Genomic DNA, 24,990 nt, shown 5'->3' with positions numbered 1-24,990 from the left:
CGACACCTATTCTACATCCATGCTCGGATACAGAATCACATTGCTCGGAGTGCTCACGGCCGGCGCAGTGCTGGCGGCCCCTGCCCCATCGAATCCGCTGCTGGAACCCTGGACGGGCCCCCACGGGGGCGTGCCGCCTTTCGACCGCGTGAAGGTCGAACAGTTCCGGCCCGCCTTCGACGTCGCGATGGAGGCCTCTCGGCGCGAAATCAGCGCCATCGCGAACGCGAAGGCACCACCCACCTTCGAGAACACCATCGCCGCGCTCGAGGACGCGGGCCGCGACTTCACCCGTGTCTACGAGGTCTACAGCGCGTGGTCGAACCTGCTGAACACGCCGGAGTTCCAGGCGGTGGAGCGGGAGATGTCACCTCGGCTGGCCGCCTTCTGGGACGAGACGCCGCAAAATGAGCGCCTCTTCCAGCGCGTCCAGGCCGTCCATGCATCACCGGAGCGGGCGAAGTGGACACCCGAGCAGCAACGGCTCGTGGACTATTACCGCCGGAGCTTCGTGAGCGAGGGCGCCCACCTCGACGCCCCGGGCCGCAAGCGCATGGCGGCGCTCAACCCTCGGCTCGCGGCGCTCTACACCACCTTCTCCCAGAACGTGATGGGCGACGAGGCGGAAGGCGTGGTGCTCGAAAGCGAAGCGGACCTGGCCGGGCTGCCCGAGCCCTTGCGGCGGGCCGCCGCGTCCGAGGCGGAAGCGCGCGGCCTGAAGGGCCGGTGGGTCGTGGCCAACACGAGGTCGGCGGTGGCGGACTTCCTCACGTTCTCGGACCGGCGGACGCTGCGCGAGAAGGTGTGGCGCAACTACGACAGCCGAGGCAACCGCGGCAACGCCCGCGACAATCGCGCCGTCATCACGGAGATACTGGCCCTTCGCGCGGAGCAGGCCCGGCTCCTGGGCTACCCCACGTATGCGCACCGGCAGATGGCGCCCACCATGCTCAAGACGCCCGAGCGCGCCATGGCGCTCCTGGAGTCGATGTGGACGCCCGCCGTCGCCCGGGTGCGCGAGGAGGTGGCCGACATGCAGGCGCTCGCGGCGCGCGAGGGACAGCAGGTGAAGCTCCAGCCCTGGGACTACCGCTACTACGCGGAGAAGGTGCGCAAGGCGAAGTACGACCTCGATGAGAACGAGGTGAAGCCGTACCTGCAGCTCGACACCTTGCGCGAGGGCATGTTCTGGCTGGCGGGGGAGCTGTTCGGCTTCGGCTTCGCGCCCGCCCAGGGCGTGCCCGTCTACCACCCCGACGTGAGCGTCTTCGAGGTGAAGGACCGCGCCAGCGGCCGGCACGTGGGGCTGCTCTACTTCGACCCCTACGCGCGGCAGGGGAAATACAACGGCGGGCAGACGGACCCGTTCCGGATTCAAGAGCGGTTCCGAGGCACGACGACGCCCATCGTGTCCAACGCCCTGCCCTTCGTGAAGCCCGCGCCGGGAACGCCCGCGCTGCTGGGCTGGCGTGATGCCCAGACGCTGTTCCACGAGTTTGGCCATGCCTTGCACGGACTGAACTCGAACGTGGCCTACCCTTCGCTCGCGGGCACGCGGGTGGTGCGCGACTACGCCGAGTTCCCCGGCAAGCTGTTCGAGCGCTGGGTGTCGACCCCGGAGGTGCTCGACCGCTTCGCGCGCCACCACGTCACGGGCACGCCGATGCCCGCGGCGCTCCTGGCGAAAATCCAGAAGGCGGCGGCCTTCAACCAGGGCTTCTACACGATGGACTTCCTGACGTCGGCGCGGGTCGAGATGCAGCTCCACCTGGCCGCCACACCCCCGAAGGATCCAGTCGCCTTCGAGCAGGCCACCTTGGCGCGGATGGGCGCGCCCGAGGAGGTCGGCATGCGCTTTCGCATGGCCCACTTCGGGCATGTCTTCGCCAGCAACGCCTACGCAGCCGGCTACTACCGCTACCTGTGGGCGGATGTCCTGGCCGCGGATGCCTATGACGCGTTCGCCGGCAAGACGCGGCCCCAGGTCCGCCAGGCCGCGAACCGCCTGCGCCAGCACGTGCTGTCCGTGGGCAACACCGTCGACCCGTTCGAGGGCTACCGCGCCTTCCGAGGCCGCGATGCCGACGCGGGCGCGCTGCTGCGTGAGCGAGGCTTTCCCGAGGCCCCACCCGCCGCACCCGCTGAGGCAAAACCCGTAGCACGATGAGACAGGGTGCGGGCCGACCTCCACCCCTGTCGCGACGGGAGCGCGGGGACGGGTCGCTCGCGACAACGTGTATCGGCCGCAAACAACGCACCGCGCCATCATGTCTCGCACGAGGGAAATCAACGCATCGCGTCGCATTTCTTTGACGCAATACGACAAGGCCATGTGACACCCGGCCTCGCATGCTTTTCCCATAATGCGGGAGGTGCCTTGATCTTCGTCTGTGATTGGCCTACGCCGTTGACTCGCGGGTCAATCCGTAACGGGCCCGCTCCCCCAAACAGGAGCCCCTCATCATGCGAAACGCTGTCCGGACACTGGTTCTGGCTGTCGCTGCACTTGGGTTGTGGGCGAAGCCCGCTCACGCGAACACGTACGCCCAGACTCGCTACCCCATCGTGCTCGCGCACGGCATGGCGGGCTTTGACTCGCTGTTTGGCGTCTACGACTACTTCTACGGCATTGGCTCCGACCTGCGTTCGAGCGGGGCGACGGTGTACGTGACGAGCGTGCCGCAGTTCAACACCACGGAGCAGCGCGGCGAGGCGCTGCTGGCGCAGGTGAAGGACATCGTCGCGCGCAGCGGCAAGGGCAAGGTGAACCTCATTGGCCACAGCCACGGCGGCCTGGACGTGCGCTACGTGGCGGCGGTGCGGCCGGACCTGGTGGCCTCCGTCACGACGGTCGGCTCGCCGCACAAGGGCGCGGACCTGGCGGACTACCTGCGCGGCAACCTCCAGGGTGGTTCCTTCACGGAGCGCGTCCTGGCCCACTTCGCCAACAACCTGGGCACCGTCCTGGGCCTGCTGTCGGGCAAGACGAACCCGCAGAACGCCATTGGCGCGCTCGAGGCGCTGAGCAAGCCGGGCACCGCGCGGCTCAACCAGAAGTACCCCGCGGGCATCCCCTCCAGTAGCTGCGGCCAGGGCGCCGCGACGGGCACCAACGGCCAGCGCTACTACTCCTGGTCCGGCACGGACCCCTTCACCAACCTGCTCGACGTGTCCGACTACTCGCTGAAGCTGGCCTCGTTCTTCTACAGCGAGGCGAACGACGGCCTCGTCGGCCGGTGCAGCTCGCACTTCGGCACGGTGCTGCGCGACAACTACGACATGAACCACCTGGACGAGGTGAACCAGGTGCTGGGTCTCACCGCCTTCTTCACGAACCCCAAGACGGTGTTCCGTGGTCAGGCCAACCGCCTGAAGGGGCTCGGCCTCTAAAGGCCGTTCACGAAGGAGCGCCATGAAGAGCCGCGCCGTCATTCCCGTCGTCGCCCTGTGCGCCTTGCTGGGTGCCGGCGTCTTCTCATGGTGGAAGGCCCGGGCGACGCCACCGCCGCCCGGGCCCGCTGTCGCCGATGCCGCATCACCACACGCCACCACGCCCCGAGGTGGCGTGGCCGTGCCGCGCGGGACTCCGCCCGCCACGGCCGCGACGGGGGTGGACGCCGACGCGCCCCTGCCCCCCATGCCGAACTCGCTCCAGGACACGGAGGAGGACGGCGCGGTGCGGGTGGACGCCACGGGCCATCTCGTGGTGACGCCGGACATCCGCCGCCTGTTCGACTACTACCTGTCCGCGATGGGCGAGGAGGACTTGTCCGTCATCCGCGCGCGCATCCTCGCCTCGCTGCGGGCGAAGAACCTGCCGGCCTCCGCGATGGAGGAGGCCGTGCGACTGCTGGACGACTACCTCGCCTACCGTGACGCGGCCCGCACCTTCGCGGCGAACCAGCGCGGCGTGGAGCAGGACCTCGGCGCGCGGTTGGAGTCCCTGAGAGCGCTGCGCCGCGAACACCTGGGCCCCTGGGCCGACGGCCTCTTCGGCGAGGAGGAGCAGATTGACGCCGTGGCCGTGGAGCGCATGAAGCTGGAGAAGGACTCCTCGCTGACGCCCGAGGAGCGTGAGCGCCGAATCGGCGAGCTGGACGAGCAGCTTCCCGCCGGTTACCGCACCAGCCGCGACGAGGCCCTGCGGCCGCTCCAGCAGCAGGCCGTGGAGCGCGAGCTGCAAGCGTCCGGCGCGACGGCCGAGGACCTGCGCCAGCACCGGCTGGCCACCGTGGGCCCGGAGGCCACCGAGCGCCTGGAGGCCATGGACCGCGAGGAGGCCGAATGGAAGAAGCGGCTCACGGACTTCCGCGCGCGGCGTGAGACCCTGCTCCAGACGGAACAAGACCCCACGGCCCGGGAGGCCGCGGTGCAGCGGCTGCTGATGGACACCTTCAGTCCAGAGGAGCGGCTGAGGGTGGAAGCCCTGGACGCCATCGACGCGGCGGCGAAAGCGCCCTGAGCCTCAGCGCGCCGGGTCGTCCACGGAGCCCTGGGGCCCCGGCGTGTCGGAGTGCTGTCAGGCGGCGCTGCTCATTTGCCGGGGAAGGTGTCGTACTTGATGAGCGAGTCCGCCACTTCGTAGTAATCCGCCTTGCTGCCCAGGTAGATGTGCGCCTTCTCCCGGATGCCGGTGGGCGTGTCGAGCGAGCCGGCGCAGACCGACATCTTCGGGGCAGGCGCTTCGTCGAACAGCACGCTGGAGCCACACTCCACACAGAAACCGCGCCGCACGGTGGGAGAGAGCGTGTGCCATTTGAGGCCGCGCTCCTCGGTGAGGCGGAACCCCTCCCGGTCCACCGCCGCGTAGGCCCCGACGTGTCCGTGCCACTTCCGGCACTTCGAACAATGGCAATACGTCACCGCCGTCAGGGGCGCGCTCACCTCATACCGAACCGCTCCGCAAAAGCAGCCACCCGTGTTCATGCGTCTGTTCTACACGAGGCGTGGCCGACGCGGGATTCAATCATCGTCGTCATCATCGTCATACTCGACATCCCCATCCCACCAGCCGTCGGCCCGCTCGGGCGTCGGGATGTTGAAGGTACACGTCAGTTCGCTGCCATCCGCGAAATGGTAGACATAGTGGCCCGCGGCGAAATCGTCGGTCACCTCGACCAGCGTCACCGAACCCGCCATCGGCACGCCCGACGCCTCGGGATAGCCCGTGCCCACGGAGGCGTGGCGGGTCCCCACCAGCCCTTCCCAATCCACCACCAGCGAAGTCGACTCGGGCACCAGTCGGCCTCGGCCATTGTCGTCCAGGAAGACGGTCACGGGCCCGTTGGAGACGGTGGCGTTATCCACCAGCCTCACGTTCGCGCCAAAATCGGTCAGGCCCGCGCTCCCGTTCGGGGCGTAGTACAGGAGGAGCCGAACGGTTCGAATCCCCAGCCGGTCGGAGAGCTGACGCTCCAGCCGGGAGTACTCCGTATCGATGGGCCAGTTCACACGCGCCCCCAGGTGAGTGCCCCGGCATTCCCCCGTGGGGTCGGTACCGCAAGCCGTGGTGAGCAGGGCGATGGGCACGAAGGGAAGGACCGCACGCCGGAGCAGGGATGGCATGTCTGCCATCCTAGATGCGCGTGCGAGCCCTTTCGCAAGCCGGCCCCGTGACGCGGCGCATTCCGACGTTCAAAAGACATGGAATGCGAACGGTTCGTCCCCGCCCCGGCGCCGTTCGTCCCCGCTCGCGTGCAAGCCGTCCCCGGCTCCCGCTACCCTCCGCCGTCATGCATGAGCAGGACGCAACGCGGCCGGGTGAAGTGCCGCCCCTCCCCTCCTGGGCCGTCTGGCTGGGCGCCACTGGCTGGTGGCTGGCGGACGCCTTCATCTCCGTGAGCCAGGTGCAGCTCCTGCAACGCATTGGCGAGGCGGAGGTCTCCCAGGGCGAGCTGTGGCGCATGTCCCTGGCCAGCTCGCTGCTGTGGGTGCCCATCACCGTGATGTGCCTGCGGCTGGCCGAACGGGTCCCCCTGACGCGCGCCCGGCTGCTTTCTCCCCTGCGCTATCACGTGGGCGCGCTGCTGCTGGTCGTGCTCGGGCGGGCCACCTTCGTCGTCCTGACCCAGGACCTCATCGGCTGGTATCAGCGGCTGCCGCACCTTCGCGAGGTTCTCGCGCAGAGCGTGGTCAACAACCTGCTGCCGTACATCCTGCTGACGGCCGGAGCGCATGCCCTGGGGCTCGCGCGGCGCGCGCAGGTCCGCCAGCGCCGCGCGGACCAACTCCAGACACAGCTCGCGGAGGCCCGGCTCCAGGCGCTCGCGTCCCAGCTCCGGCCGCATTTCCTCTTCAATGCGCTCAACGCCGTGGCGACGCTGGTGCATTCGGACCCGGACGCGGCCGAACGAATGCTCGCGCGGCTGGGCGACCTCTTGCGGCACAGCCTGGACTCCCACGGGCGCCAGGAGGTGACGCTGCGTGAGGAGTTGGAGGCGCTGGCGCCCTACCTGGACATCGAGCGGACGCGCTTTGGCTCCCGGCTGGAAGTGGATTGGAAGCTGGCCCCGGACGTGATGGACGCGCGGGTTCCGTTCCTCGCGCTCCAACCCCTGGTGGAGAACGCCATCCGGCATGGCCTCGCACCGCGCGCGGAGCCTGGGCGGATTGAAATCTCCGCCGGGCGCGAGGGCGACGCGCTGCACGTGCATGTGCGGGACAATGGCGTGGGGCCTCCCCACAAGGGCCCCGCTCGAGGAGGCGGCGTGGGACTGTCCAACCTGCGCGCCCGGCTGGCCACGCTCTACGGGCCCCACGCCGCGCTGGAGTTGAAGCCCGCGACGCCGCGTGGCGCCGTGGCCGAGCTGCGCGTGCCGTGGGTCCGCGCCACGAGCAGCGAGGCAGCATGAGCCGATCTTCTTCCGGCCCCGTCACCGTCGGCGGCCCGCGGGGGGACGACCTGCCTCCGAGCGAGACCCCACCGTGAGCACCGAACCCCAGAGCCCGCTCCCGCTGAAGGTCCTGGTGGCGGATGACGAGCCCCTGGCCCGGCAGCGCCTGCGCACGCTGCTGGCCGCCGAGCCGAACGTGGAGCTGGTGGCCGAGGCCGAGAATGGCGCGGACACCGTGCGGCAGGTCCTCGCCCGAAACCCGGACGTGCTCCTCCTGGATGTCGAGATGCCCGCGGGGGATGGCTTCGAGGTGCTGCGCACCCTGCCCCCGGAGTCCTTGCCCGTGGTGGTCTTCGTCACCGCCTGGCAGCGCTATGCCTTGCAGGCCTTCGAGGCCCAGGCGCTGGACTTCCTGCTCAAGCCCTATGACAGGGAGCGCTTCCGCGCCGCGCTCGCCCGCGCCCGCGAACAGGTCCGGCTGATGCGCCGGAGCGAAGCGGTGTCCCGGCAGGAGGCGATGCTCACCGGCCTGGCGATGGCGGAGGCCCCCCTGCGCCGGCTGCCCGTGAAGGTGGATGGCCGCATCCGCATCATCGACTGCGCCACCATCACCCACGCGGAGTCGGAGGCCAACTACGTGCGCGTCCACTCCGGCGGCGAGCAACACATCCTCCGGGAGACGCTGACGCGCCTGGAGGAGCGCCTGGACCCGCGCCGCTTCGTCCGCGTCCATCGCTCGGTGCTCGTCAACGTGGACCACGTGCGCGAACTGGAGCCGCTCTCCCAGGGCGAGTACCTGCTCATCCTCGGCGCCGAAGGGACGGCGGTGCGCACCGGCCGCAGCCACCGCGCCCGCGTGGAGGCCGCGATGGGGCTCATCACGGAGGGTGTGAGTCCACGATGAGCCACGCGCCGAGGACTCCACCGTGAGCCCTGGCGCGAATCCTGAGATAGTGGCCTCCGTATGAAAATCTGGGTCGATGCCGATGCCTGCCCGGGCCCTGCCCGAGACATCCTCCTGCGTGCTGGCCAGCGCGTGAAGGTGCACACCGTCTTCGTGGCCAACCACGCGCTCTCCCTGCCCCGGCTGGCCTATGTGTCCACGGTGCAGGTCGGAGCCGGGCTCGACGTGGCGGACCGGCACATCGCGAAGGAGGCCCAGCCCGGAGACCTGGCCATCACCCAGGACATTCCCCTGGCCGCGCTGCTGGTGCCCAAGGGCGTGGTGGTCCTGGACTCGCGCGGTGAGGTCTTCACCGAGGAGAACGTCGCCGAGCGACTCTCCGTCCGGAACTTCATGCAGGAGCTGCGGGAGAGCGGCGTGACGACCGGCGGGCCGGACGGCTACTCGGCCCAGGACCGGCAGCAGTTCGCCGCCGCCCTGGACCGGGAGCTGTCCCGGCTGGTCAAGGCGACGCCCAGGTAAAATTCGTACAAGCCGGCCGGGCCCGGGGAGGGCATCTTCCTCGCATGAACGAGAAAGCGCCCTCCTCCGAGACGAAGCCCTCCGATACCCCCCAGCTCGCCTTCGCGCTGGTGGTGAAAGACGCCCCCGCGGCGCTCGACTTCTACACGCGGGCCTTCGGCGCGCGGGAGAAGTACCGCCTGACCGAGCCGAGCGGCCGCGTGGGCCACGCGGAGATGACCCTGGGCGGCGTGACGCTGATGCTCGCGGACGAATATCCGGAGTACGGCATCACGGGCCCCCAGAGTCAGGGGGGCACGACGTGTTCGCTCAACCTCCGGGTCGACGACGTGGACGTGGCCGCCCAGCGCGCCATCGACGCGGGCGCCACCCTGGAGCGCCCCATCAAGGATGAGTTCTACGGCGACCGCGCGGCGCACCTGAGAGATCCGTTCGGCCATCGCTGGGCCCTCAACGCCCGCATCGAGGACGTGTCTCCCGAGGAGATGCAGCGCCGCTTCACGGAGATGTTCAAGGGCTGAGCCCGCGCGGGCGCGCGCTACTTCGACAGTGACTTCACGAAGTCGGCGCGCCTCTGCACCGAGTCCAGGTTGTCCAGGCTGAAGCTGCGCGCATGGCCGATGTCGTCTCGCAGGAACGCGGCCGTCTCCTCGGCCAGGGCCTGCACGGCCTTGCGCCGCTTGGGCGCGAGCGGCGCGAAGGTGCGGAACACCACGTCGTCCGCCTTCGGGTCGAACTCCCACAGGCCCACCACCTTCTCGCCGTCCAGCACCGGACGGACGAACATGTGGGCGGCCTCGCCCAGGGGCCCGCCCTTGGAGGCGCCCCAGGAGGGCACCTGGAGGGCGTGGTGCTCGGGGTCCGTCACCCGCGCGGGACCGCCGTGCGACGACACATACAGGTCATGCGCCGGCAGCAGCGACACGGACGTGGCCGGGGGCACTTTCTCTCGCAAGGTGGCCAGGACGTCCTCGGGCACGTAGGTCACCTCGGCGTAATCCTCCACCGCCACGGGCACCAGACCGGCCTTCGCCACCGCCGCCTTCGCGTCGCGCTGCGAGAAGGCCGCCCACGCCGCGAAGTCCTCCACCGAGGCCGGACCGAACTGGCGGAAGAAGATGGCCGCCAGCCGCGCGTTGCGCTCCTCAGTGGCCGCGGGCACCTTGGCGCCGGTGAAGGGACTGCGGGTCGTCGCGCGCCAGTGGTAGCGCTCCGTGTCCAGCCGTCCGCCTTCCATCCGGCGCTCCACCTTGCCCTCGAACTCGAGATGGCGCAGCGCGGGCGGCAGCGGCGAGGAGATGCCCACCTTCTTGCCCGCCTCGCCCAGGCTGCGAACCACGCCTGCGGGCATCGCCTTGCGCAGCGCGTCCGTGGTCAACGGCCCCTTGCGCAGCGTCGCCAGCGCCGCCTCGGCCACGTCCGCCAACTCCTTCGGCTCCAGGCCCACCTTCTCGTGCTCGCGCTCCGCCCGCTTGCGGTACGCCTCCTCCGCCACGCGCAGGACCAGGGGCACGTCGGCGCGAGGCACCATGTAGATGCAGCCGCGCACCGCGGGGATGACCTGGAGCTGGTTCGCGTCGGCCGCGGCGTCGAGGTCCGCCCGCCGCAGCCCCGGCACCCGGGCTCGCACCGCGAGGTACACGTCCGCGCCCCCCAGCGTCCGCACCCAGCCGGTGGCGGCGACCACCTCTTCCAGGCTGCCGTTCAAAGGCGCTGCCAATCCCTGCGTGCGCAGCCAGTGTGCTCGGGCACGGTCCAGGGTGATGCGCGGCGTGGAATCAACAGGTGTGGCGGCTTTGCGAGCCATGATGTCCTCCCACGCCCCGGTCTACTGCGAGCGGACGCGCCATCTCCAGTGTCGCGGTGTGTGAACGCCGCTGAGTGCCTCGACGGTGGAGGCAGGAACGTTCGCCCAGGGTGCATGCATACCCCGCCACGATCACCCAGGATGCGCGCCGGGAAGGCATCCGGTGCCGCCGTCCGAATCCGCTCGATTTCACGGGTTGAGTTCGAGCCTTGCTCGCGTGGTGCCTGCGCGGTGTGTACCGCCCAGGGGTGATATACGCCCGGAGCCATGGCGTGTTTATCCACAGGTCATGCGAAGAAAGAACAACGCATCTCCCTTGTGGATCCTCGCCGCCGCATCCCTGGCATGCTCCAGCAGCGCCACCGGCACCGCGAGCCATCGCGACGCCTACGCGCTGGCAACCTGCACGGACACCATCACCTGCTGCCTCCAGCGCAACCCTGGCGCGCCAGACCAGTGTGGCCTCACGGCGAGCGAGGCCGCCGCACACATGGCAACCCTGGAGGCGGCAACGCGACGTGCGCGAGACAAAGCCAACGAGCGAGAGGAAGAGGACCACGACGACGGCTGGAAGGAACTCTGCCGAGAGACGTACGTGCTTTGCCGAGACGCGAAGAAGCCACGCTGGCAAGGCGACTGCTACGCGTGTTTTCGCAACTGCGAGGGGCAACGACAGTGGCCCTATGAAATGTGCAGCCAGGGAAAGCGATAGGGACTCCCGATGCCGGAACACCGCACTTGGAATGAAATCAGGGAACTGAATCACCGCATCCACGACCTGGGGGAACCGCTCGTCCTCACAGATGAAATCCGCGCGCTCTTGATTGGCACCGCCGCCGAAGTGGCCATCGCGCAGCAGGAGGTCTCCCAAGCGATCGATGACGACGCGAGTGCCTCCGAGCTGCTCAAGGAGATTGCGAAGCGCATCCGCGTGGGCTCGCGGCGCCTGTCGCGTGCGCTCATCGAAGCAAACAAGCTTCAGGAAAGCGGCGATCTTGAAGCCGCACGCGCGCCGTTGCTGGCCCTGCTGGATGTGGAGGTGGTTCCGTTCTACCGCGAGCTGGCCCAGGTCCAACTCGACGCGCTCGACGCACCGTAACGCCAAGGGGGCACGCCCGGTTCCAGGCGGCACCAGAGTTGTAGACGTACGGCACGCGCCTAGGTCCCGCGGGTCATTCCAGGGGTGTTCCCCATGGGCTTACTTAAGCGCCATGCCCCACCTCGTCCTCGTCCGTCATGGACAGTCGCTCTGGAACCAAGAGAACCGATTCACCGGCAGCGTCGACGTGCCCCTCACCGCACAGGGGGCCGAGGAAGCAAGGCGCGCCGCGGCAGGTCTCCGGAACATCCAGTTCCAGGTCGCGTACACCTCCACCCTCGTTCGGGCGTACGACACGCTGGGCATCATCCTGCTGGAGCTCCAACAAGCCCTCCCCGTCATCCGGGACGCCGCGCTCAACGAGCGGAGCTACGGCGACCTCCAGGGGCTCAACAAGGCGGACGCCGCTCGGCGTTGGGGTGACGCGCAGGTTCACGTGTGGCGCCGCTCCTACGACGTGCCGCCGCCCCACGGCGAATCCCTGGAGATGACCGCGAAGCGGGTGCTGTCCTTCTATGACCGCGCCATCCTCGGGGACCTGCGCCTGGGGAAGAACGTGCTCGTCGTCGCCCACGGCAACTCCAACCGCGCCCTGGTGATGAAGCTGGATGGACTCACGGGCGAGCAGGTGGTGGGGCTGGAACTGCCCACCGGACTTCCCCTCATCTACGAGCTGTCGCCGGAAGGCGAGGTGTACGCCAAGCACGTCGGGGCGCTTTGACGTCGAGGCGAAAATAGGGGCTCCCCCTGCCCCCCGGAGTCATGGGATACGCACCGCCGCGCGTGGACGGCCAACGCCGTTCCAGGGGGATTTTCGTGCTTCACCAAGGCAGACCGCACGCCTTTCCGCACCCGGTTGAATGCCACCGGCCCTGGCGCGTCAGATGTTTCGAGCAACACGAAAGGACGCTCCCAATGAAGGCCCTGATCACCTCCCTGGCTCTCCTCTTCGCCCTTCCCGCCCTCAACGCCCACGCCCAGGCGGACATGCGCCGGCCGCCCGGCCCGCCCCCGGGTCAGCAGCACCCGCAGCCGCACCGCCCGCCCCAGCACGTCGGCAATCAGGTGGTCGTGGACCGCGACGAGCTGCGGCAGCGTCTGAGCCGGCTGGAGAAGCAGCTCCAGGAGGCCGAGCAGCGGATGAACCGGGAGGAGCGCAACAAGTTCCGCAAGACCCGGGAGTTGCTGGACTCGGTGCAGCAGTTGGTGAACGCGGCGCCTCCGCTGGCCGTCGTCATGCCGCCCATGCCCCCGCCGCAGCCCGTCCCGATGCCGCCCCCGCCGCCGGTGATGCGCCCCATCTCGGAGGGTGAGCTGCGCCGCATCAACGAGTCCATCTCCCGGCACAGCTTCACCGAGGACAAGATGCGCGTGCTCAACTCGGCGACCCAGAACAACTTCTTCCTGGTCTCCCAGGTGGGTCAGTTCCTCGGGCACTTCCAGTTCAGCCAGGACAAGCTGGCCGTGGTCCGGCTGCTGAAGCCCGCCATCCTGGACATGCAGAACAGCCACCAGCTCTACAGCTACTTCACCTTCTCCAGCGACAAGAAGAAGCTGGAAGAGATTCTCTCGCAGCGCTGAGCCGAGCTGCTCCGTCTGACATCACCCGGGCGCCGTGGAGTCTGCTCCGCGGCGCCCGTCGTGTTTTCAGAACGAGCACACCGGCCCACGGAAGGCGCGCCCGGGGGGGATGGGCAGGAAGGCGCGCTCCAGGGCCTCCGCGGCCTCGGCCAGTGAGCCGTGCGACGCCTCGATCCGGGCGAAGCGCGTCCGCATCCGGTCCAGGATTCCCGAGGGCAACAGCCGCCGCGCCAGCGGAAACACCTGCGCCTCCTCCACCGTCGTATGCCCTCGGTACAGCCGCAGCCAGTCGTCCGCCGCGCCAAGCATCCGCGTGGGGTCCGTCTCACCGCCGCGGAGCATCGACTCGGCCGCGCACAGCAGCGCCACGGCGTGCTCACTGCCCGTACCGTGCTCACCGGAGACCTGCGCGAGCAGCCCCGGCGCCAAGGGCAGCCGGTGGGCCACCATGGTCTGGAAGAGCACCATCTCCTTCGCGTGGTGGCTGCCGTCGACGAAGGTGAGGAAGAAGTTGGCGGCGCGGACGAAGAGTGACGCCGAGACGAACTCCCCCTCCCGGCCCTTCGCCACGGCCCGCTCCAGGACCTGCAACACCCGCTGGATGTGGCGATGCTCCTGATTCAAGACATCCAATGCGTCCATGCCCTATCCCCTTCACACCGTGCGGGAGAAGCGGGGCCGCTCCGCCCCCGCGAGATACGTGTCGAAGACCATCGCCACGTTGCGAACGAAGAGCCGGCCCAGCGGCGTCAGCTCGAGCTGCGTGCCGCTGCGCCTCACCAGGCCGTCGTCCTCGAACGCGCGAAGCCGCTCCAGCTCCGGGGCGAAGTAGCCGTCGGCGTCGGGCCCCAGGTCCACCCAGAAGTTGCACATCAGCCGGGTGATGACGGCGCGGCGCCGTTGGTCATCCGCCGTCAGCGCCAGCCCACGCTCGGTGGCGAGGCAGCCCTGGGACACGCGCGCGTAGTAGCGAGGCAGGGCCCGGACGTTCTGTGCATAGGCGCCGCCCACGTCGCTGATACCGGTGCTGCCAATGGCCACCACGTCCGATGCGGCCTGGACCGTGTAGCCCTGGAAGTTGCGTCCGAGCCGGCGCTCGGCCTGGGCGCGAGACAATTCGTCGTCCGGCACCGCGAAGTGGTCCATGCCGATGGGCTGGTAGCCCGCGGACACGAAGGCCGCGTAGGCGGCGCGGAACAGCTCCAGCTTGGTGCGCCCGTCGGGAATGGCCTCCGCGGGCATGCGCCGCTGGTGCTTCAGCACCTCGGGCATGAACGCGAAGGAATACACGGCCAGCCGGTCCGGCCGCATCGACAGCACCGTCTCCAGCGTGCGCGCCCACCCCTCCGCGTCCTGATGGGGCAGACCGTAGATGAGGTCGAAGTTCACGCCCTGGAAGCCCAGCAGGCGCGCGTGCTCCAACAACGCCCGCGTCTCCTCCGGTGATTGAAGCCGGTTCGTCGCTTGCTGGACTCGCGTGTCGAAGTCCTGAAGGCCCATGGACACGCGGTTGAAGCCCAGGCTGCGCAGCAGCGTGAGCTGGCCGGACGTCGTCACCGCCGGATGCACTTCGATGGCCACCTCCGCGTCCCGAGCGATGCGGAAGCGTCGGGTGATGGCCCGCCAGAGCCGCTCCAACTGTTTCTCATTGAGGAACGTGGGCGTCCCGCCGCCCCAGTGAATCTGGGACAGGGTCCGCCGCGAGCCGAGCCGCGCCGACACCAGGTCCAGCTCCATCTCCAGATGGTCGATGTACCGGTCCGCCGCGCAACAGTCCTTGCTGACCACGACGTTGCAGCCGCAATACCAACAGAGGCTGCGGCAGAACGGCAGGTGGACGTAGAGCGACAGCGGCTCGGTGCGCTCGCGAGCCCCGGCCCGCTCGAGCCGCGCCACCAGGTCCTCGGGACCGAAGTCCTTCCGCCACTCGGGCGCCGTGGGGTAGCTGGTGTAGCGGGGCCCGGAGACGTTGTACCGGCGCAGCAGGGCTTCGGGCGGTGTCGGAACTTCGTGGCGGGGAGGCTCCATCTCACCGCGTCACCATTCCAAGCGCCGTGCCAGGATCATCCAGGAGGGAACCTGCGGCAGGTGCACGCAAGATTTGCGGCCCGCCTGTCTCTCCGGGTGCAGTTCCTGCGGCACGCCAATGAATGACGCGCCCGAGCCGACGACCCCAACGGACAGTCCATGGACCGCGTCATGACAAGGGTTCCCTGCCATGCCAGAGTCAGTGGCCGCCTGAATGCCAGACGAAGTCAGGGAGACACGCATGTCCACCAAGCAACGCCATGGCCTTACTGCATTCATTGTCGCCGCCACGCTGTTGAGCGCTACCGCGTGGGCAAACACCTGCGAGGAGGAATACGCCTATTGCTATTACCTGGCCTCCCTGGAAACGGACGAACGGGCCCGGGACGCGAAGCAGAACGACTGTGACCACGAATACGGGGCGTGCAATCCCCAGCCGGCCGTGTCCACCGCGACCTCCACGGAGCAGACGCTCGCGCCGAGCTGCCCCGCCGGTTACACGGAGGTCTATCTCTGGACCTGCAAACGACTGGCGGCCTACACGCCGCCCTGCAACTACGCGGGCCCCGGGAACTACAACGTTCTGCATCTGTATTGCCAGTCGGGCTCGGCATTCTACGACGCTGGCCCTACGGGCGACTTCGCGTGTGGAGCCTGCTTCTGACCCAGGACTCAGTCTTCCACCCGAGCCGGCCCCAGGAAGCGCGCCTGAATGCGCTTCACTTCTCCGGAGGCCGCGTCCGCCACCTCCACGGTGAACTCGAAGGGGGCCTTCACGCCGCTGTTCACGGTGATGAACAGCGGCACGCGGAAGCTCTCCAACGAGCCGAGCTTCACCTGCGCCTGCGGCACCACCAGCGTCGCGGGGACGGGGCTGTCCACGCGGATGGTGAACACCGTTTCAGACGGGTTCTTGTTCACCAGGTGCAGCTCGAACTGGTTGCGCACGGTGCCCTGCTCCGCCACGTAGGGCATGCCCTGGAAGCGGAGCAGGTTCGCTTCGAAGGGCACGCGCCCCACGAGGCTCACGACGAGGCCCACCACCGCCACCAGCATCAGCGCGCCATAGATGAACAGCCGGGGCCGGAGCACCCGGCGCGGCCGCCCGTCCAAGCCATTGAGCGAGTCATAGCGGATGAGGCCCCGCGGCCGGCCCAGCTTGTCCATGACGCCGTCGCATGCATCCACGCACTGCGCGCAGGCCAGACAGTCCATCTGCAAGCCATTGCGGATGTCGATGCCCGTGGGGCACACGGCCACGCACTTGAAGCAGTCCACGCAGTCGCCGCGAGGCGGCGCCGGGGTGCCCGGAGCCGATTTCAGCAACCGTCCCCGGGGCTCTCCACGGCGCACGTCGTAACCCACGATGAGCGAGTCCCGGTCCTGCATCGCGGACTGGAGCCGGCCGTAGGGGCACACCACCACGCAGAGCTGCTCCCGGAACCACGCGAAGTTGAAGTACAGCGCCCCCGTCACGGCCATGGCCCACGTGAAGGCCACGGGAGAAACCACGGGGCCCTCGGCCACCATGGCGACGAGCCCTCCCGCCGAGACGAAGAGGCTCAACGCGGCGTGGGAGATGAGCAGCGACACCGCGACATACGCGCCATGCTTGAGCACCGCGCGCACCACCCTGGCGGGCGTCCAGTGCTCACGCGCCACCTTCAGCCGCCGCTCGCGAGGGCCGTCGAAGAAGCGCTCGATGGGACGATAGAGCGCCTCCAGGAACACCGTCTGAGGGCACGCCCAGCCGCACCACACACGTCCCAGCCACGCGGTGAAGAACAGCAGGCCAAAGCCCACCGACGTCACCAGGAACAGGACGCGCCAGAAGTCCTGTGCGTTGTACGTGCCACCGAAGAGGTAGAAGCGGCGCGCCGCCACGTCCAGGTGCACCGCCGGATGCCCCCCCACCTCCACCAGTGGGAGGGCCAGGTAGATGGCGATGAGCACCGCGAAGCCCAGCCGCCGCTTCGTGATGAACCGGCCGCGAACATCCGCCGGATGGAGCGCCAGTCGCGAGCCATCCGCGTGGATCGACGAGAGCTGGTCGATGCGTGGGCCGTTTCGCTGCGGTGCCGCCGGCATGACTGCGTCCTCTCCGTTCCGTGAGCTACGGCTGCTCAGGCTCGCCCTGGGGCGCCTTGCCCCCAGGGGCGTCCGTCCCCTTGAGCGTGAGCAGGTACGCGGTGACGGCCTTGACGCGCTCAGCGCCCAACGTGCGCTCCCACGCGGGCATGCCCTTGGCGACCACGCCCTCCGCGACGACGCGGTGGATGGCCATGGGCGAGCCGCCGTGCATCCAATACGCATCCGTCAGGTTCGGCCCGATGAGCCCCTGCCCTTGCGCGCCGTGACAGGCCGCGCAGTTCGCCTGGAACACCTGCTTGCCGCTGTCCAGCGAGCCCGGGTCCTTGGCCAGCGCGAGCAACATGTCTTCCGACGCGGGCGTGTTGCCGGAGGTGCGCTGCGCCACCTCCGCGGACTCGGCGGCGTACTCCCCGAGCTGGTCCGGTCCCGCCTCCGCGATGTGGAACCAGAACCAATACCCCGCGCTGAAGACAATCGACGACCAGAGGATGAACAGCCACCAGTTGGGCAGATGGTTGTCATGCTCCTCGATGCCGTCATAGACGGAGTGCACCAACGACTTGTCACTCATGGCGGCCCTCTCCCTGCTCGCTCAATGGCATGCGCGCGAGCGCGTCGAAGTCCCCACTGCGCCGCGCCACGAACACCCAGGCGACGACGCCGAAGAACACCGCGATGAACAGGACCAACGCGAAGAGGGGCAGCTCGGTGAGCGACATCCCTTGATAGAATTGCTTGTACATCAGCGCACCTCCTCACTGGCGATGGTGGCGGCGGGCAGACGGTCCGGAGGCGAGGGCGCCTTCTCCGGCGGCGCGGGCAGGTCCTGCGGCCCCCGGCCCAGGCGCTGGAGGTAGGCGATGATGGCCACCATCTCCGAATCCCACGCCACTTGGATGCCCTGCGTGGCCAGGTCCGCGGTGATGACCTCACCCTGCGCTTTCTGCCGGGCCTCGGCGCCGTCCACGTCCGCGTTCGAATAGGGCACGCCCAGCCGCTGCATCAACGCCAGCTTCTTCGGCGCGTCCTTCACGGTGATGCGCTGCTCGGCCAGCCACGGGTACGGCGGCATGTTGGAGCCGGGGCTCGTCGCCCGTGGGTCCATCATGTGCGTGTAATGCCAGAGGTTCGGATACTTGCCGCCCAGGCGGTGCAGGTCCGGGCCCGTGCGCTTGCTGCCCCATTGGAAGGGGTGGTCGTAGATGAACTCCTCCGCGCGGGACACGTCGCCGTAGCGCTGCGTCTCCGCCACGAAGGGACGAATCATCTGAGAGTGGCAGGTGTAGCAACCCTCACGCACGTAGAGGTCGCGGCCCTGAAGCTCCAACGGCGAATACGGCTCCTGTGCCTGACCGTGCGCTGGCACCGCCTGCTTGAGCATGATGGTGGGCAGCAGCTCCGCCACGCCTCCGATGAGGATGGCAATGAGCGTCAGCACGGTGAAGGCGAGCGGCCGGCCCTCGATGAGCCCGAACCAGGACGGACGGCCCGCCTCGCGGTCTCGGCGGGTGACAATCCAGGCGAACTCACCCAGGACGACGATGGCGCCCAGCAACACCAGCGCGCGCACCGGCTGCGCCCAGCCCAGGAACATCGTCACCGTGAGGATGGCGATGGCGAAAAGCAGCGGCCGGCCGGTGACGACCTGCACCCAGCCGGGCGTCGGCGCCGCCGTGGGCACGGGCTCGGTGGCGGGCGCGGGCGGCTCCACCACGATGGTGGTCTCCCCGTCCACGGCCTTGCCAGCGCGGGCCGTCTTCCACAGGTTCCACGCCATCATGATGAAGCCCACCAGGTACATGGACCCGCCGACGAAGCGGACGATGTACATGGGCCGGATGGCCAGCAGCGTCTCCACGAAGTTCGGGTACAGCAGCGTGCCGTCCGGGTTCGCCGCACGCCACATGAGACCCTGCGTGACGCCGCTGATCCACATCGACACCATGTAGAGGAGGATGCCCACCGTCCCGAGCCAGAAGTGCGCGTCCGCCGACTTGGGCGAGTGCAGCTTCGTGCCGTACAGCCTGGGTACCAACCAATAGAACATGCCGGCCGCCATGAAGCCGTTCCAGCCCAGCGCGCCGCTGTGGACGTGGCCGACAATCCAGTCTGTGTAGTGGCCCAACGCGCTCACCGACTTGATGGACAAGAGCGGCCCCTCGAAGGTGGCCATGCCGTAGAAGGTGACGCCCGCGATGAAGAACTTGAGGACGGGGTCCTCGCGAAGCTTGTACCAGGCGCCCTTCAGCGTGAGCAGGCCGTTGAGCATGCCGCCCCACGACGGCGCCCACAGCATGACGCTGAAAATCACGCCCAGCGACTGCGCCCAGTCCGGCAGCGCCGTGTAGAGCAGGTGGTGCGGACCGGCCCAGATGTAGATGAAGACCAGGGCCCAGAAGTGGATGATGGACAGCCGATACGAATACACCGGCCGCTCCGCCGCCTTGGGCAGGAAGTAATACATGATGCCCAGGATGGGCGTGGTGAGGAAGAAGGCGACGGCGTTGTGGCCGTACCACCACTGCACCAGCGCGTCCTGGACGCCCGCGTAGACGGAGTAGCTCTTCAGCGCCGACAGCGGCAGCGCCAGGCTGTTCACGATGTGGAGCACCGCCACCGTGACGATGGTCGCGATGTAGAACCAGATGGCGACGTAGAGGTTCTTCTCGTGGCGCCTCGCCAGCGTCCAGAAGAAGTTGATGGCGAAGACCACCCAGATGACGGCGATGGCCACGTCGATGGGCCACTCCAGCTCCGCGTACTCCTTGGAGGTGGTGATGCCCAGGGGCAGCGTAATCGCCGCGGCGACGATGATGACCTGCCAGCCCCAGAAGTGGATTTTCGAGAGCAGGTCCGACGCCATTCGCGTCTTCAACAGACGCTGCGTGGAGTAGTAGATGCCCGCGAACATCATGTTGCCCACGAAGGCGAAGATGACCGCGTTCGTGTGCAGCGGGCGCAGGCGGGAGTACGTCGTGTACGGGATGCCCAGGTTCGCCTGCCACCAGGCGAGCTGGCTGGCCACCAAGGCCCCTACCGCCATGCCCACGATGCCGAACAGCACCGACGCGAGGATGAAGCGCCGGACCGTGGTGTCGTCATAGATGATTCGTTGCTGATGCACGGCTTCACTCCTGGGAAGCGGAGGACGGGGGCTCGGGAGCGCCAGGCGCCGGACGGGCGTTGTCGTCTTCGAGCGGGAAGAGCGAGAGCCGGTCGGAGTGCTCGTGGTCGCGGTGGCGCACGCTGTAGACGAAGAGCAGCACCGAGCTGGCGACGAGCATCAGGCTCACGAAGACCTGGAGGACGAGGACGTTCATGCCGGCACCTCCCGCAGCGGCGGCGTGGGCGTGGCGGCGGCGCGCTCGCGTGAGGCGGCCAGCCACCACACCGTGAAGAGCACGGTGGCCAGGCTGGTGGCGGGCATGGCCACGGCGGCGCGCAGCGGTGTCATCCACCCGGCGAGACATACGGAGACAGCCACCACGTTGTAGCCAATGGCCAGCGCCAGCAGCCTGCGCACGACGTGTCGCAGCCGCGCCGAAAGGCGCAGCGCCTCGCGGATGGCGCCCAGCCCTTCACCCAACAGGAAGAAGTCGCTCTTGCCCGGCATCACCGGCCGGTCGATGGCGGGCGTCCCCGCGCAGAGGGCTTGCTCGAAGGCGAGGCTGTCGTTGACGCCGTCGCCCAGGTACAGCGTGTCCGCCGCGTCCAGCTTCGCCACTGTCTCGGCCTTGTCCTCGGGGCGCTGGCCGCCCAACGTGTGCCCGGCGGGGACCCCCAGCGCGTCGGCCATGTCTCGCACACGCTCGGGCGCGTCCCCGGAGATGAGCCAGACCTCACGGCCCTCGGCCTGGAGCGACTGGACCTCGCGGCGTGCGTCGGGACGCACCGATTCGCGGAGCTGGAAGAACGCCACGGGCACGCCATCCCGGCTGAGCACCGGGCCCGCCGCGAGCCCTGAACCCGACAGGAGAACCTCAACCCGCGCCCCGGGCCTGGAGACGCGGCCCGCGCCAGTTGCCTGCACCCCACCCGCGCTGTCCACGCGCCCGGCACGGGGGGAGCGCGCCGCCGATACAGCAGCCTCGCCGTCCTCGCCCGGTGAGGGAGCGTTCCATGCGTCTACCCCAGGCGACTCGGTGGCCCAGTCCGCGCGGCCCAGCCGCCAGCGCGCGCCGTCACGGAGGAGCTCCAAGCCCTGCCCTGGGTGCTCCGCCACGCGCGCCTCAGGCGTGAAGCGCGCCCCCTCTCGCGCCAGCGCGCCGGACAGGCACCGGCTCGCGGGGTGATTGCTCCGGGACACAAGGTCGAAGGCGATGTCGCGCGTCGCGGGCGACAACCCCGACACGGCCCCCGCATCCACCAGCTCCAGCCGCCCCAACGTCAACGTCCCTGTCTTGTCGAAGAGCACCTTGCGCACGCGGGGCAACCGGTCCAACAGGTCCGTGCTCCGGATGAAGAAACCCGCGCGGCGCAGGCGCGCCTGGACCAACTCGTAGGCCAGCGGCGTCGCGATGCCGATGGCGCAGGGGCACGTCACCACCAGCAGGGCCACCGCCACCTCCAGCGCCTTGTCCGGCCCCGCGGGCCACCACAGCGCGAGCCCGAGCGCGGAGACGCAGAGCACGGTGACGACCCAACGTCGTGAGACACGGTCCCAGAAGCGGGTATGCAGCGCGGCACCGCCCGACGCCTCGGGAGCCCGGCGCAGCAACGACACCAGCGGCGAGTCCGTGAACGCCTGCTTCGCCTGCAGCCGCACGGCCACACGTCCGGCGTTGAAGGCCCCCGCGGGAAGCGCCTCGCCTCGCGCCACGGCGCGCTCCCCCGGCTCACCCGTAATCCAGTCCGTGGACACCCGGGCGCCCGCGTCGAGCAGCACCGCGTCCACGGGCACCAAGTCACCAGGAGCAATCACCAACACATCGCCGTCCGACACCTCGGCGGCGCGCACGGTGGCGAGCCGAGCCCCTTCCTCCCTTCGAACGAAGAGCCCCTCCGCGCCGTCATCCGCCAAGAGGAAACGCCGGTTGCGCTCCAACACCCGCTGCTGGAGCCAGCGCCCCACCAACATCAACGTGACGAAGGTGTTGAGCGTGTCGAAGTAGGCCACGTCCCCTCGGCCGCCACGCGCCTGTGCCAGCGACATCCCGAACACCAACAGGATGCCCAGCGCGATGGGCAGGTCCAGGTGCAACACGCCCCGCCGGAGCCCCTGAATCGCCGAGCGGAAGAAGGGCCAACCGCCGACCACGACGACTGCGGACGACAGCCACAGGCTCAGCCGCGTGAAGAGACCGAAGACATCGCCATCCTCGGGCGTGAGCCCCACGTAGAAGCTCACCGAGAACAGCATCACGTTCATCGACAGCGCCGCGCAGATGCCCAGGCGAATGGGGAGGTCCAGGCTCGCGCGCTCCGGGCGCTTGCGGCTGGGGCCGAAGCGGTAGCCGAAGCCCTCCACGCCGCGCAGGAACTCCGCCACGTCGAAGGCGCCACGCCGCCACTGGAGTCGCACCTTCCCCAACGCGGGGTCCACGGTCAGCCCCGCCCCACCGCGCTGGCGGCGGAACAGCTCGTTCATCAGCCACACACACGCGGCGCAGTGAATGCCCTGCACGTCCACTTCGAGCGCGCACACGGCGCCGGGCATGGACTCCGCGCGTGCGACGAGCGGCTCCAGCCACGCGAACGCGCGTTCCTTGCGCGGCTCCGGCGCGGGCGCCGTCTTTCCTTGCGCGAGCTGGTAGTAACGCGTGAGCCCCTGCTCCACGAGCAGGCCATGCACGACCTCACATCCCACACAGCAGAAGTCGCGCGTCACGCTCCCCGAAGGCACGGGGCTGCCGCAGTGGAGACAGGTGGCCGGAGCAGGCTCCGATGGGGTGGCGGCAGGCATTCACGATGTCACCTTGCGAACGGCATGCCTGTTGCGATGCACCGTGCGCATGTCGCTCGAATCAGCCGCGCTCACCGCCATGCTTCACACCACCGAACCCACCGTCATCGCCGGCGCGCTGGGCGCCTTCGCGGTGGGGCTCACGGGGAGCGTGCATTGCCTCCTCATGTGCGGACCGCTCGCCTGCGCGGGCCTGCCCGGCGTGCCAGGACCCGAGCGGCGCCGAGCCGTCGTCGCCTACCAGGGAGCGCGCCTGGGCGCCTATGCCCTCGTGGGCGGCGCACTGGGCCTGCTGGGCGGAGGCGTCACCCAGGCGCTGGCGGTCTCCACGCGCCCCTACCTTCCCTGGCTGATGGCGGTGGCCCTCGTCGCCTCCGCGCTGGAGCTGGGAAAGCGCCTGCGACCGCTGCCGGGCCTGGCGAACCTCGCGCGGCACCTGACGCGCTGGGGCGCAAAGTTTTCGTGGGCGGGCCGCGCGAGCGCAATGGGTGCGGTCACCCCGCTCCTCCCTTGCGGCCTCCTCTACGGCGTCTTCGCGGTGGCGCTGGCGAGCGGCTCATTCGGAGGCGGAGCGCTGGTGCTCGCCGCCTTCGCGCTCGGCGGCCTGCCCGCCCTGCTGGGGGCGCAGCTCCATGCGGCGCTGTGGAAGCACCGCCCGACGTGGATGTCCCTGCTGCTCCAACGGGCGGTGCCCCTGACGGCCGCGGCGGTGCTCATCTACCGCGCCGTGGGCGACACCGGAGGCACGCCGAGCTGCCACTGAGCACGCAGGCGCCCAGCAGGAGCCCAGAGAGGACGGGCTCGGCTCAAACACCTGTCATCTCCTTTCCTCCCGCAGAGGCCATGCTCAGATTCATCCCGGGGGCATGACCCGATGCCACGGGCCCTCCAGGGGGAGACACAGGCGACCCGCATGAAGCTCCGGCTCACACGCTTCGCAGAGCGGCTCGGCACGAGCTACTGGGTCGTCCCCGCGCTCTGCGTGGTCGCCGCCGTCGGCCTGTCGCGGTTCGCCCATGCGCTGGACGCACATCTGTCGCAGCATGAGCACGACTGGTACCTCTTCCAAGGAGGTCCCGAGGGCGCACGCTCCGTGCTCTCCGCGGTGGCCTCCTCGATGCTGACGTTCGCGGGCCTTGTCTTCTCCGTCACCATCCTGGTGCTCCAACAGGCCAGCAACCAGTTCTCGCCGCGCATCCTCCGCACGTTCCTCCGGGACCGGAAGAGCCAGGTCGCCCTGGGCATCTTCACGGGAACCTTCGTATATGCCCTTCTGGGGCTGCGCACCGTCCGGGGCACCTCAGAGAATCTGGACATCACGAGCCACGTTCCGTCGCTCTCCGTCTGGCTCGCCGTCGTTCTCGCGCTGCTGTGCGTGGGCGCCTTCGTCTTCTACATCCACCATGTGGCTCAATCCATTCGGGCCGTGGTCATCCTCTCCCGCATCCACGACGAGACGTGCGAGACGATGGAGCGCATGTACCCAGAGGGCGTCGGCCTCGATGCCGCGGATTCGGGTGAGGAGGGTCCCCGCGGGGCGCCTTCGCTCGTCGTCCCCCACGCGGGAGGCTCCGGCGTGCTCATCACCGTGGATGAAGATCAGTTGATGACGCATGCCCGGCGCGCGGGCGTCGCGCTCGCCCTCGTTCCCATGATGGGCGACTTCGTCCCCCACGGTGGCGCGCTCTTCGAGGTCTGGGGGGACGCCAGCGCACTGGATCCCCAGTCCCTCCTGGACTCAGTCCAGTTTGGCCAAGAACGCACACTCCAGCAGGACACGGCCTTTGGCTTTCGCCAGCTCGTAGACGTGGCCGAGCGCGCACTCTCCCCCGGCATCAACGACCCCTCCACCGCCGTCCAGGCCCTCGACCAACTTCACGACCTGCTGCGGAGGCTGGCCCTCCGACACTTCCCGAGCCCCCAGCGATTGGACGTGCAGGGCACCCTGCGGCTGGTCTGCCCGCGTCCCGACTTCGACGACTACGTGAGGCTCTCCCTGGATGAGATTCGCGAATACGGCGAAGGCTCCATCCAGGTGGCTCGGCGCCTGCGCTTCCTGCTGGAAGACCTCCTGCGGGTGGCGCCAGACTTTCGCCATGGGGAGTTGAAGCGACAGCGCGCATTGCTGGACGCCAACGTCACCCGAGGCTTCGCGGATGCAAGGGTCGCGGCGGAGGCCCGGCACGAGGGCCCCCAGGGCCACGGGCCGCACTGAGCCCGGCC

Annotated in this window: 25 protein-coding genes; 14 read left to right on the top strand and 11 right to left on the bottom strand. The window is 69.0% G+C overall.

The annotated features are described in order from the left end of the window. Window positions 1–19: 19 nt before the first annotated feature. The 3 genes from A176_RS06885 to A176_RS06875 all read left to right on the top strand — a co-directional run bounded on the left by A176_RS06885 (window position 20) and on the right by A176_RS06875 (window position 4,462). Complete coding sequence (locus tag A176_RS06885) at window positions 20–2,167, top strand: M3 family metallopeptidase (RefSeq protein ID WP_044889556.1); 2,148 nt, start codon at window positions 20–22, stop codon at window positions 2,165–2,167. A gap of 296 nt (window positions 2,168–2,463) precedes the next feature. Further along, a complete protein-coding gene (locus tag A176_RS06880) occupies window positions 2,464–3,390 on the top strand; it encodes a lipase family alpha/beta hydrolase (RefSeq protein ID WP_002634273.1) in 927 nt (308 codons plus the stop codon). 22 nt (window positions 3,391–3,412) lie between these two features. Then, window positions 3,413–4,462, top strand: a complete 1,050-nt coding sequence (locus A176_RS06875; protein ID WP_002634274.1) for a lipase secretion chaperone — start codon at window positions 3,413–3,415, stop codon at window positions 4,460–4,462. A 71-nt stretch (window positions 4,463–4,533) separates the two neighbouring features. Here the strand turns inward: A176_RS06875 and A176_RS06870 are convergent, their stop codons facing one another. Beyond that, entirely contained in the window at window positions 4,534–4,926 is a 393-nt protein-coding gene (locus tag A176_RS06870) for a GFA family protein (RefSeq protein WP_044889557.1), read from the bottom strand. Between the two features lie 36 nt (window positions 4,927–4,962). After that, a complete protein-coding gene (locus A176_RS06865) occupies window positions 4,963–5,565 on the bottom strand; it encodes a hypothetical protein (RefSeq protein ID WP_002634276.1) in 603 nt (200 codons plus the stop codon). A gap of 200 nt (window positions 5,566–5,765) precedes the next feature. On the opposite strand from A176_RS06865, the gene A176_RS06860 reads away from it, so the two are divergent. From A176_RS06860 to A176_RS06845, 4 genes are all read left to right on the top strand, one after another. Then, window positions 5,766–6,851 (top strand): sensor histidine kinase, encoded by a 1,086-nt coding sequence (locus A176_RS06860; protein WP_226994223.1) that lies wholly within the window; start codon window positions 5,766–5,768, stop codon window positions 6,849–6,851. Window positions 6,852–6,924: 73 nt separating this feature from the next. Then, window positions 6,925–7,737: a LytR/AlgR family response regulator transcription factor gene (locus tag A176_RS06855; RefSeq protein WP_002634278.1), complete on the top strand. Its 813-nt coding sequence runs from the start codon at window positions 6,925–6,927 to the stop codon at window positions 7,735–7,737. Between the two features lie 60 nt (window positions 7,738–7,797). Further along, on the top strand, window positions 7,798–8,259 hold the full coding sequence (locus A176_RS06850; RefSeq protein ID WP_002634279.1) for a YaiI/YqxD family protein: 462 nt from the start codon (window positions 7,798–7,800) through the stop codon (window positions 8,257–8,259). Between the two features lie 44 nt (window positions 8,260–8,303). Next, complete coding sequence (locus A176_RS06845) at window positions 8,304–8,780, top strand: VOC family protein (protein ID WP_002634280.1); 477 nt, start codon at window positions 8,304–8,306, stop codon at window positions 8,778–8,780. Window positions 8,781–8,797: 17 nt separating this feature from the next. Here A176_RS06845 and A176_RS06840 read toward each other — a convergent pair whose 3' ends face one another. Further along, window positions 8,798–10,066, bottom strand: coding sequence for a DNA glycosylase AlkZ-like family protein (locus tag A176_RS06840; RefSeq protein ID WP_002634281.1), 1,269 nt, complete (start codon window positions 10,064–10,066; stop codon window positions 8,798–8,800). Between the two features lie 289 nt (window positions 10,067–10,355). Here A176_RS06840 and A176_RS39695 point away from each other — a divergent pair, with 289 nt between their 5' ends. The 4 genes from A176_RS39695 (at window position 10,356) to A176_RS06825 (ending at window position 12,746) form a co-directional block, all read left to right on the top strand. Next, on the top strand, window positions 10,356–10,778 hold the full coding sequence (locus A176_RS39695) for a hypothetical protein (protein ID WP_082282697.1): 423 nt from the start codon (window positions 10,356–10,358) through the stop codon (window positions 10,776–10,778). Between the two features lie 9 nt (window positions 10,779–10,787). Continuing rightward, entirely contained in the window at window positions 10,788–11,165 is a 378-nt protein-coding gene (locus A176_RS06835; protein ID WP_002634282.1) for a DUSAM domain-containing protein, read from the top strand. A gap of 112 nt (window positions 11,166–11,277) precedes the next feature. Further along, window positions 11,278–11,886 (top strand): 2,3-bisphosphoglycerate-dependent phosphoglycerate mutase, encoded by a 609-nt coding sequence (locus A176_RS06830; protein ID WP_002634283.1) that lies wholly within the window; start codon window positions 11,278–11,280, stop codon window positions 11,884–11,886. 194 nt (window positions 11,887–12,080) lie between these two features. Next, complete coding sequence (locus A176_RS06825) at window positions 12,081–12,746, top strand: proline and serine-rich protein 1 family protein (protein ID WP_002634284.1); 666 nt, start codon at window positions 12,081–12,083, stop codon at window positions 12,744–12,746. Window positions 12,747–12,812: 66 nt separating this feature from the next. On the opposite strand, the gene A176_RS06820 is transcribed toward A176_RS06825, so the two are convergent. Both A176_RS06820 and hemN read right to left on the bottom strand, forming a co-directional pair. Continuing rightward, entirely contained in the window at window positions 12,813–13,388 is a 576-nt protein-coding gene (locus A176_RS06820) for a hemerythrin domain-containing protein (protein ID WP_002634285.1), read from the bottom strand. Window positions 13,389–13,400: 12 nt separating this feature from the next. Then, entirely contained in the window at window positions 13,401–14,774 is a 1,374-nt protein-coding gene (gene hemN, locus A176_RS06815; RefSeq protein ID WP_002634286.1) for an oxygen-independent coproporphyrinogen III oxidase, read from the bottom strand. 241 nt (window positions 14,775–15,015) lie between these two features. Between hemN and A176_RS06810 the strand changes: the two genes are divergently transcribed. Further along, a complete protein-coding gene (locus A176_RS06810; protein ID WP_002634287.1) occupies window positions 15,016–15,438 on the top strand; it encodes a hypothetical protein in 423 nt (140 codons plus the stop codon). An 8-nt stretch (window positions 15,439–15,446) separates the two neighbouring features. On the opposite strand, the gene ccoG is transcribed toward A176_RS06810, so the two are convergent. From ccoG to A176_RS06780, 6 genes are read right to left on the bottom strand one after another with little or no spacing between them, the layout of a single operon-like run. Continuing rightward, window positions 15,447–16,862, bottom strand: coding sequence for a cytochrome c oxidase accessory protein CcoG (gene ccoG / locus A176_RS06805; RefSeq protein ID WP_002634288.1), 1,416 nt, complete (start codon window positions 16,860–16,862; stop codon window positions 15,447–15,449). Between the two features lie 25 nt (window positions 16,863–16,887). Continuing rightward, window positions 16,888–17,436: a c-type cytochrome gene (locus tag A176_RS06800; RefSeq protein ID WP_002634289.1), complete on the bottom strand. Its 549-nt coding sequence runs from the start codon at window positions 17,434–17,436 to the stop codon at window positions 16,888–16,890. Beyond that, on the bottom strand, window positions 17,429–17,608 hold the full coding sequence (locus A176_RS06795; RefSeq protein ID WP_002634290.1) for a cbb3-type cytochrome oxidase subunit 3: 180 nt from the start codon (window positions 17,606–17,608) through the stop codon (window positions 17,429–17,431). The genes A176_RS06800 and A176_RS06795 overlap by 8 nt, the downstream gene beginning before the upstream one ends. Beyond that, window positions 17,608–19,989: a cytochrome-c oxidase, cbb3-type subunit I gene (gene ccoN, locus A176_RS06790; RefSeq protein ID WP_002634291.1), complete on the bottom strand. Its 2,382-nt coding sequence runs from the start codon at window positions 19,987–19,989 to the stop codon at window positions 17,608–17,610. The genes A176_RS06795 and ccoN overlap by 1 nt, the downstream gene beginning before the upstream one ends. A gap of 4 nt (window positions 19,990–19,993) precedes the next feature. Beyond that, on the bottom strand, window positions 19,994–20,185 hold the full coding sequence (locus A176_RS06785) for a hypothetical protein (RefSeq protein WP_002634292.1): 192 nt from the start codon (window positions 20,183–20,185) through the stop codon (window positions 19,994–19,996). Continuing rightward, complete coding sequence (locus A176_RS06780) at window positions 20,182–22,767, bottom strand: heavy metal translocating P-type ATPase (protein WP_002634293.1); 2,586 nt, start codon at window positions 22,765–22,767, stop codon at window positions 20,182–20,184. Before A176_RS06780 ends, A176_RS06785 begins: the two co-directional genes overlap by 4 nt. A gap of 49 nt (window positions 22,768–22,816) precedes the next feature. Between A176_RS06780 and A176_RS06775 the strand changes: the two genes are divergently transcribed. Then, window positions 22,817–23,530 (top strand): sulfite exporter TauE/SafE family protein, encoded by a 714-nt coding sequence (locus A176_RS06775; protein ID WP_044889592.1) that lies wholly within the window; start codon window positions 22,817–22,819, stop codon window positions 23,528–23,530. Between the two features lie 150 nt (window positions 23,531–23,680). After that, a complete protein-coding gene (locus A176_RS06770) occupies window positions 23,681–24,982 on the top strand; it encodes a DUF2254 domain-containing protein (protein ID WP_002634295.1) in 1,302 nt (433 codons plus the stop codon). Window positions 24,983–24,990 lie beyond the last annotated feature (8 nt).

Source organism: Myxococcus hansupus, assembly GCF_000280925.3.
Lineage (GTDB): Bacteria > Myxococcota > Myxococcia > Myxococcales > Myxococcaceae > Myxococcus > Myxococcus hansupus.
Note: the sequence above shows the minus strand (reverse complement) of the source record. Positions and strands in the feature narration are given on the sequence as shown.

What these genes read in the sequence shown, in the direction of transcription:
- A176_RS06885 (WP_044889556.1), top strand. Translation starts at nt 20, where the DNA reads ATGCTCGGATACAGAATCACATTGCTCGGAGTGCTCACGGCCGGCGCA.
- A176_RS06880 (WP_002634273.1), top strand. Translation starts at nt 2,464, where the DNA reads ATGCGAAACGCTGTCCGGACACTGGTTCTGGCTGTCGCTGCACTTGGG.
- A176_RS06875 (WP_002634274.1), top strand. Translation starts at nt 3,413, where the DNA reads ATGAAGAGCCGCGCCGTCATTCCCGTCGTCGCCCTGTGCGCCTTGCTG.
- A176_RS06870 (WP_044889557.1), bottom strand. Translation starts at nt 4,926, where the DNA reads ATGAACACGGGTGGCTGCTTTTGCGGAGCGGTTCGGTATGAGGTGAGC.
- A176_RS06865 (WP_002634276.1), bottom strand. Translation starts at nt 5,565, where the DNA reads ATGCCATCCCTGCTCCGGCGTGCGGTCCTTCCCTTCGTGCCCATCGCC.
- A176_RS06850 (WP_002634279.1), top strand. Translation starts at nt 7,798, where the DNA reads ATGAAAATCTGGGTCGATGCCGATGCCTGCCCGGGCCCTGCCCGAGAC.
- A176_RS06845 (WP_002634280.1), top strand. Translation starts at nt 8,304, where the DNA reads ATGAACGAGAAAGCGCCCTCCTCCGAGACGAAGCCCTCCGATACCCCC.
- A176_RS06840 (WP_002634281.1), bottom strand. Translation starts at nt 10,066, where the DNA reads ATGGCTCGCAAAGCCGCCACACCTGTTGATTCCACGCCGCGCATCACC.
- A176_RS39695 (WP_082282697.1), top strand. Translation starts at nt 10,356, where the DNA reads ATGCGAAGAAAGAACAACGCATCTCCCTTGTGGATCCTCGCCGCCGCA.
- A176_RS06835 (WP_002634282.1), top strand. Translation starts at nt 10,788, where the DNA reads ATGCCGGAACACCGCACTTGGAATGAAATCAGGGAACTGAATCACCGC.
- A176_RS06830 (WP_002634283.1), top strand. Translation starts at nt 11,278, where the DNA reads ATGCCCCACCTCGTCCTCGTCCGTCATGGACAGTCGCTCTGGAACCAA.
- A176_RS06825 (WP_002634284.1), top strand. Translation starts at nt 12,081, where the DNA reads ATGAAGGCCCTGATCACCTCCCTGGCTCTCCTCTTCGCCCTTCCCGCC.
- A176_RS06820 (WP_002634285.1), bottom strand. Translation starts at nt 13,388, where the DNA reads ATGGACGCATTGGATGTCTTGAATCAGGAGCATCGCCACATCCAGCGG.
- hemN (WP_002634286.1), bottom strand. Translation starts at nt 14,774, where the DNA reads ATGGAGCCTCCCCGCCACGAAGTTCCGACACCGCCCGAAGCCCTGCTG.
- A176_RS06810 (WP_002634287.1), top strand. Translation starts at nt 15,016, where the DNA reads ATGTCCACCAAGCAACGCCATGGCCTTACTGCATTCATTGTCGCCGCC.
- ccoG (WP_002634288.1), bottom strand. Translation starts at nt 16,862, where the DNA reads ATGCCGGCGGCACCGCAGCGAAACGGCCCACGCATCGACCAGCTCTCG.
- A176_RS06800 (WP_002634289.1), bottom strand. Translation starts at nt 17,436, where the DNA reads ATGAGTGACAAGTCGTTGGTGCACTCCGTCTATGACGGCATCGAGGAG.
- A176_RS06795 (WP_002634290.1), bottom strand. Translation starts at nt 17,608, where the DNA reads ATGTACAAGCAATTCTATCAAGGGATGTCGCTCACCGAGCTGCCCCTC.
- A176_RS06785 (WP_002634292.1), bottom strand. Translation starts at nt 20,185, where the DNA reads ATGAACGTCCTCGTCCTCCAGGTCTTCGTGAGCCTGATGCTCGTCGCC.
- A176_RS06780 (WP_002634293.1), bottom strand. Translation starts at nt 22,767, where the DNA reads ATGCCTGCCGCCACCCCATCGGAGCCTGCTCCGGCCACCTGTCTCCAC.
- A176_RS06775 (WP_044889592.1), top strand. Translation starts at nt 22,817, where the DNA reads ATGTCGCTCGAATCAGCCGCGCTCACCGCCATGCTTCACACCACCGAA.
- A176_RS06770 (WP_002634295.1), top strand. Translation starts at nt 23,681, where the DNA reads ATGAAGCTCCGGCTCACACGCTTCGCAGAGCGGCTCGGCACGAGCTAC.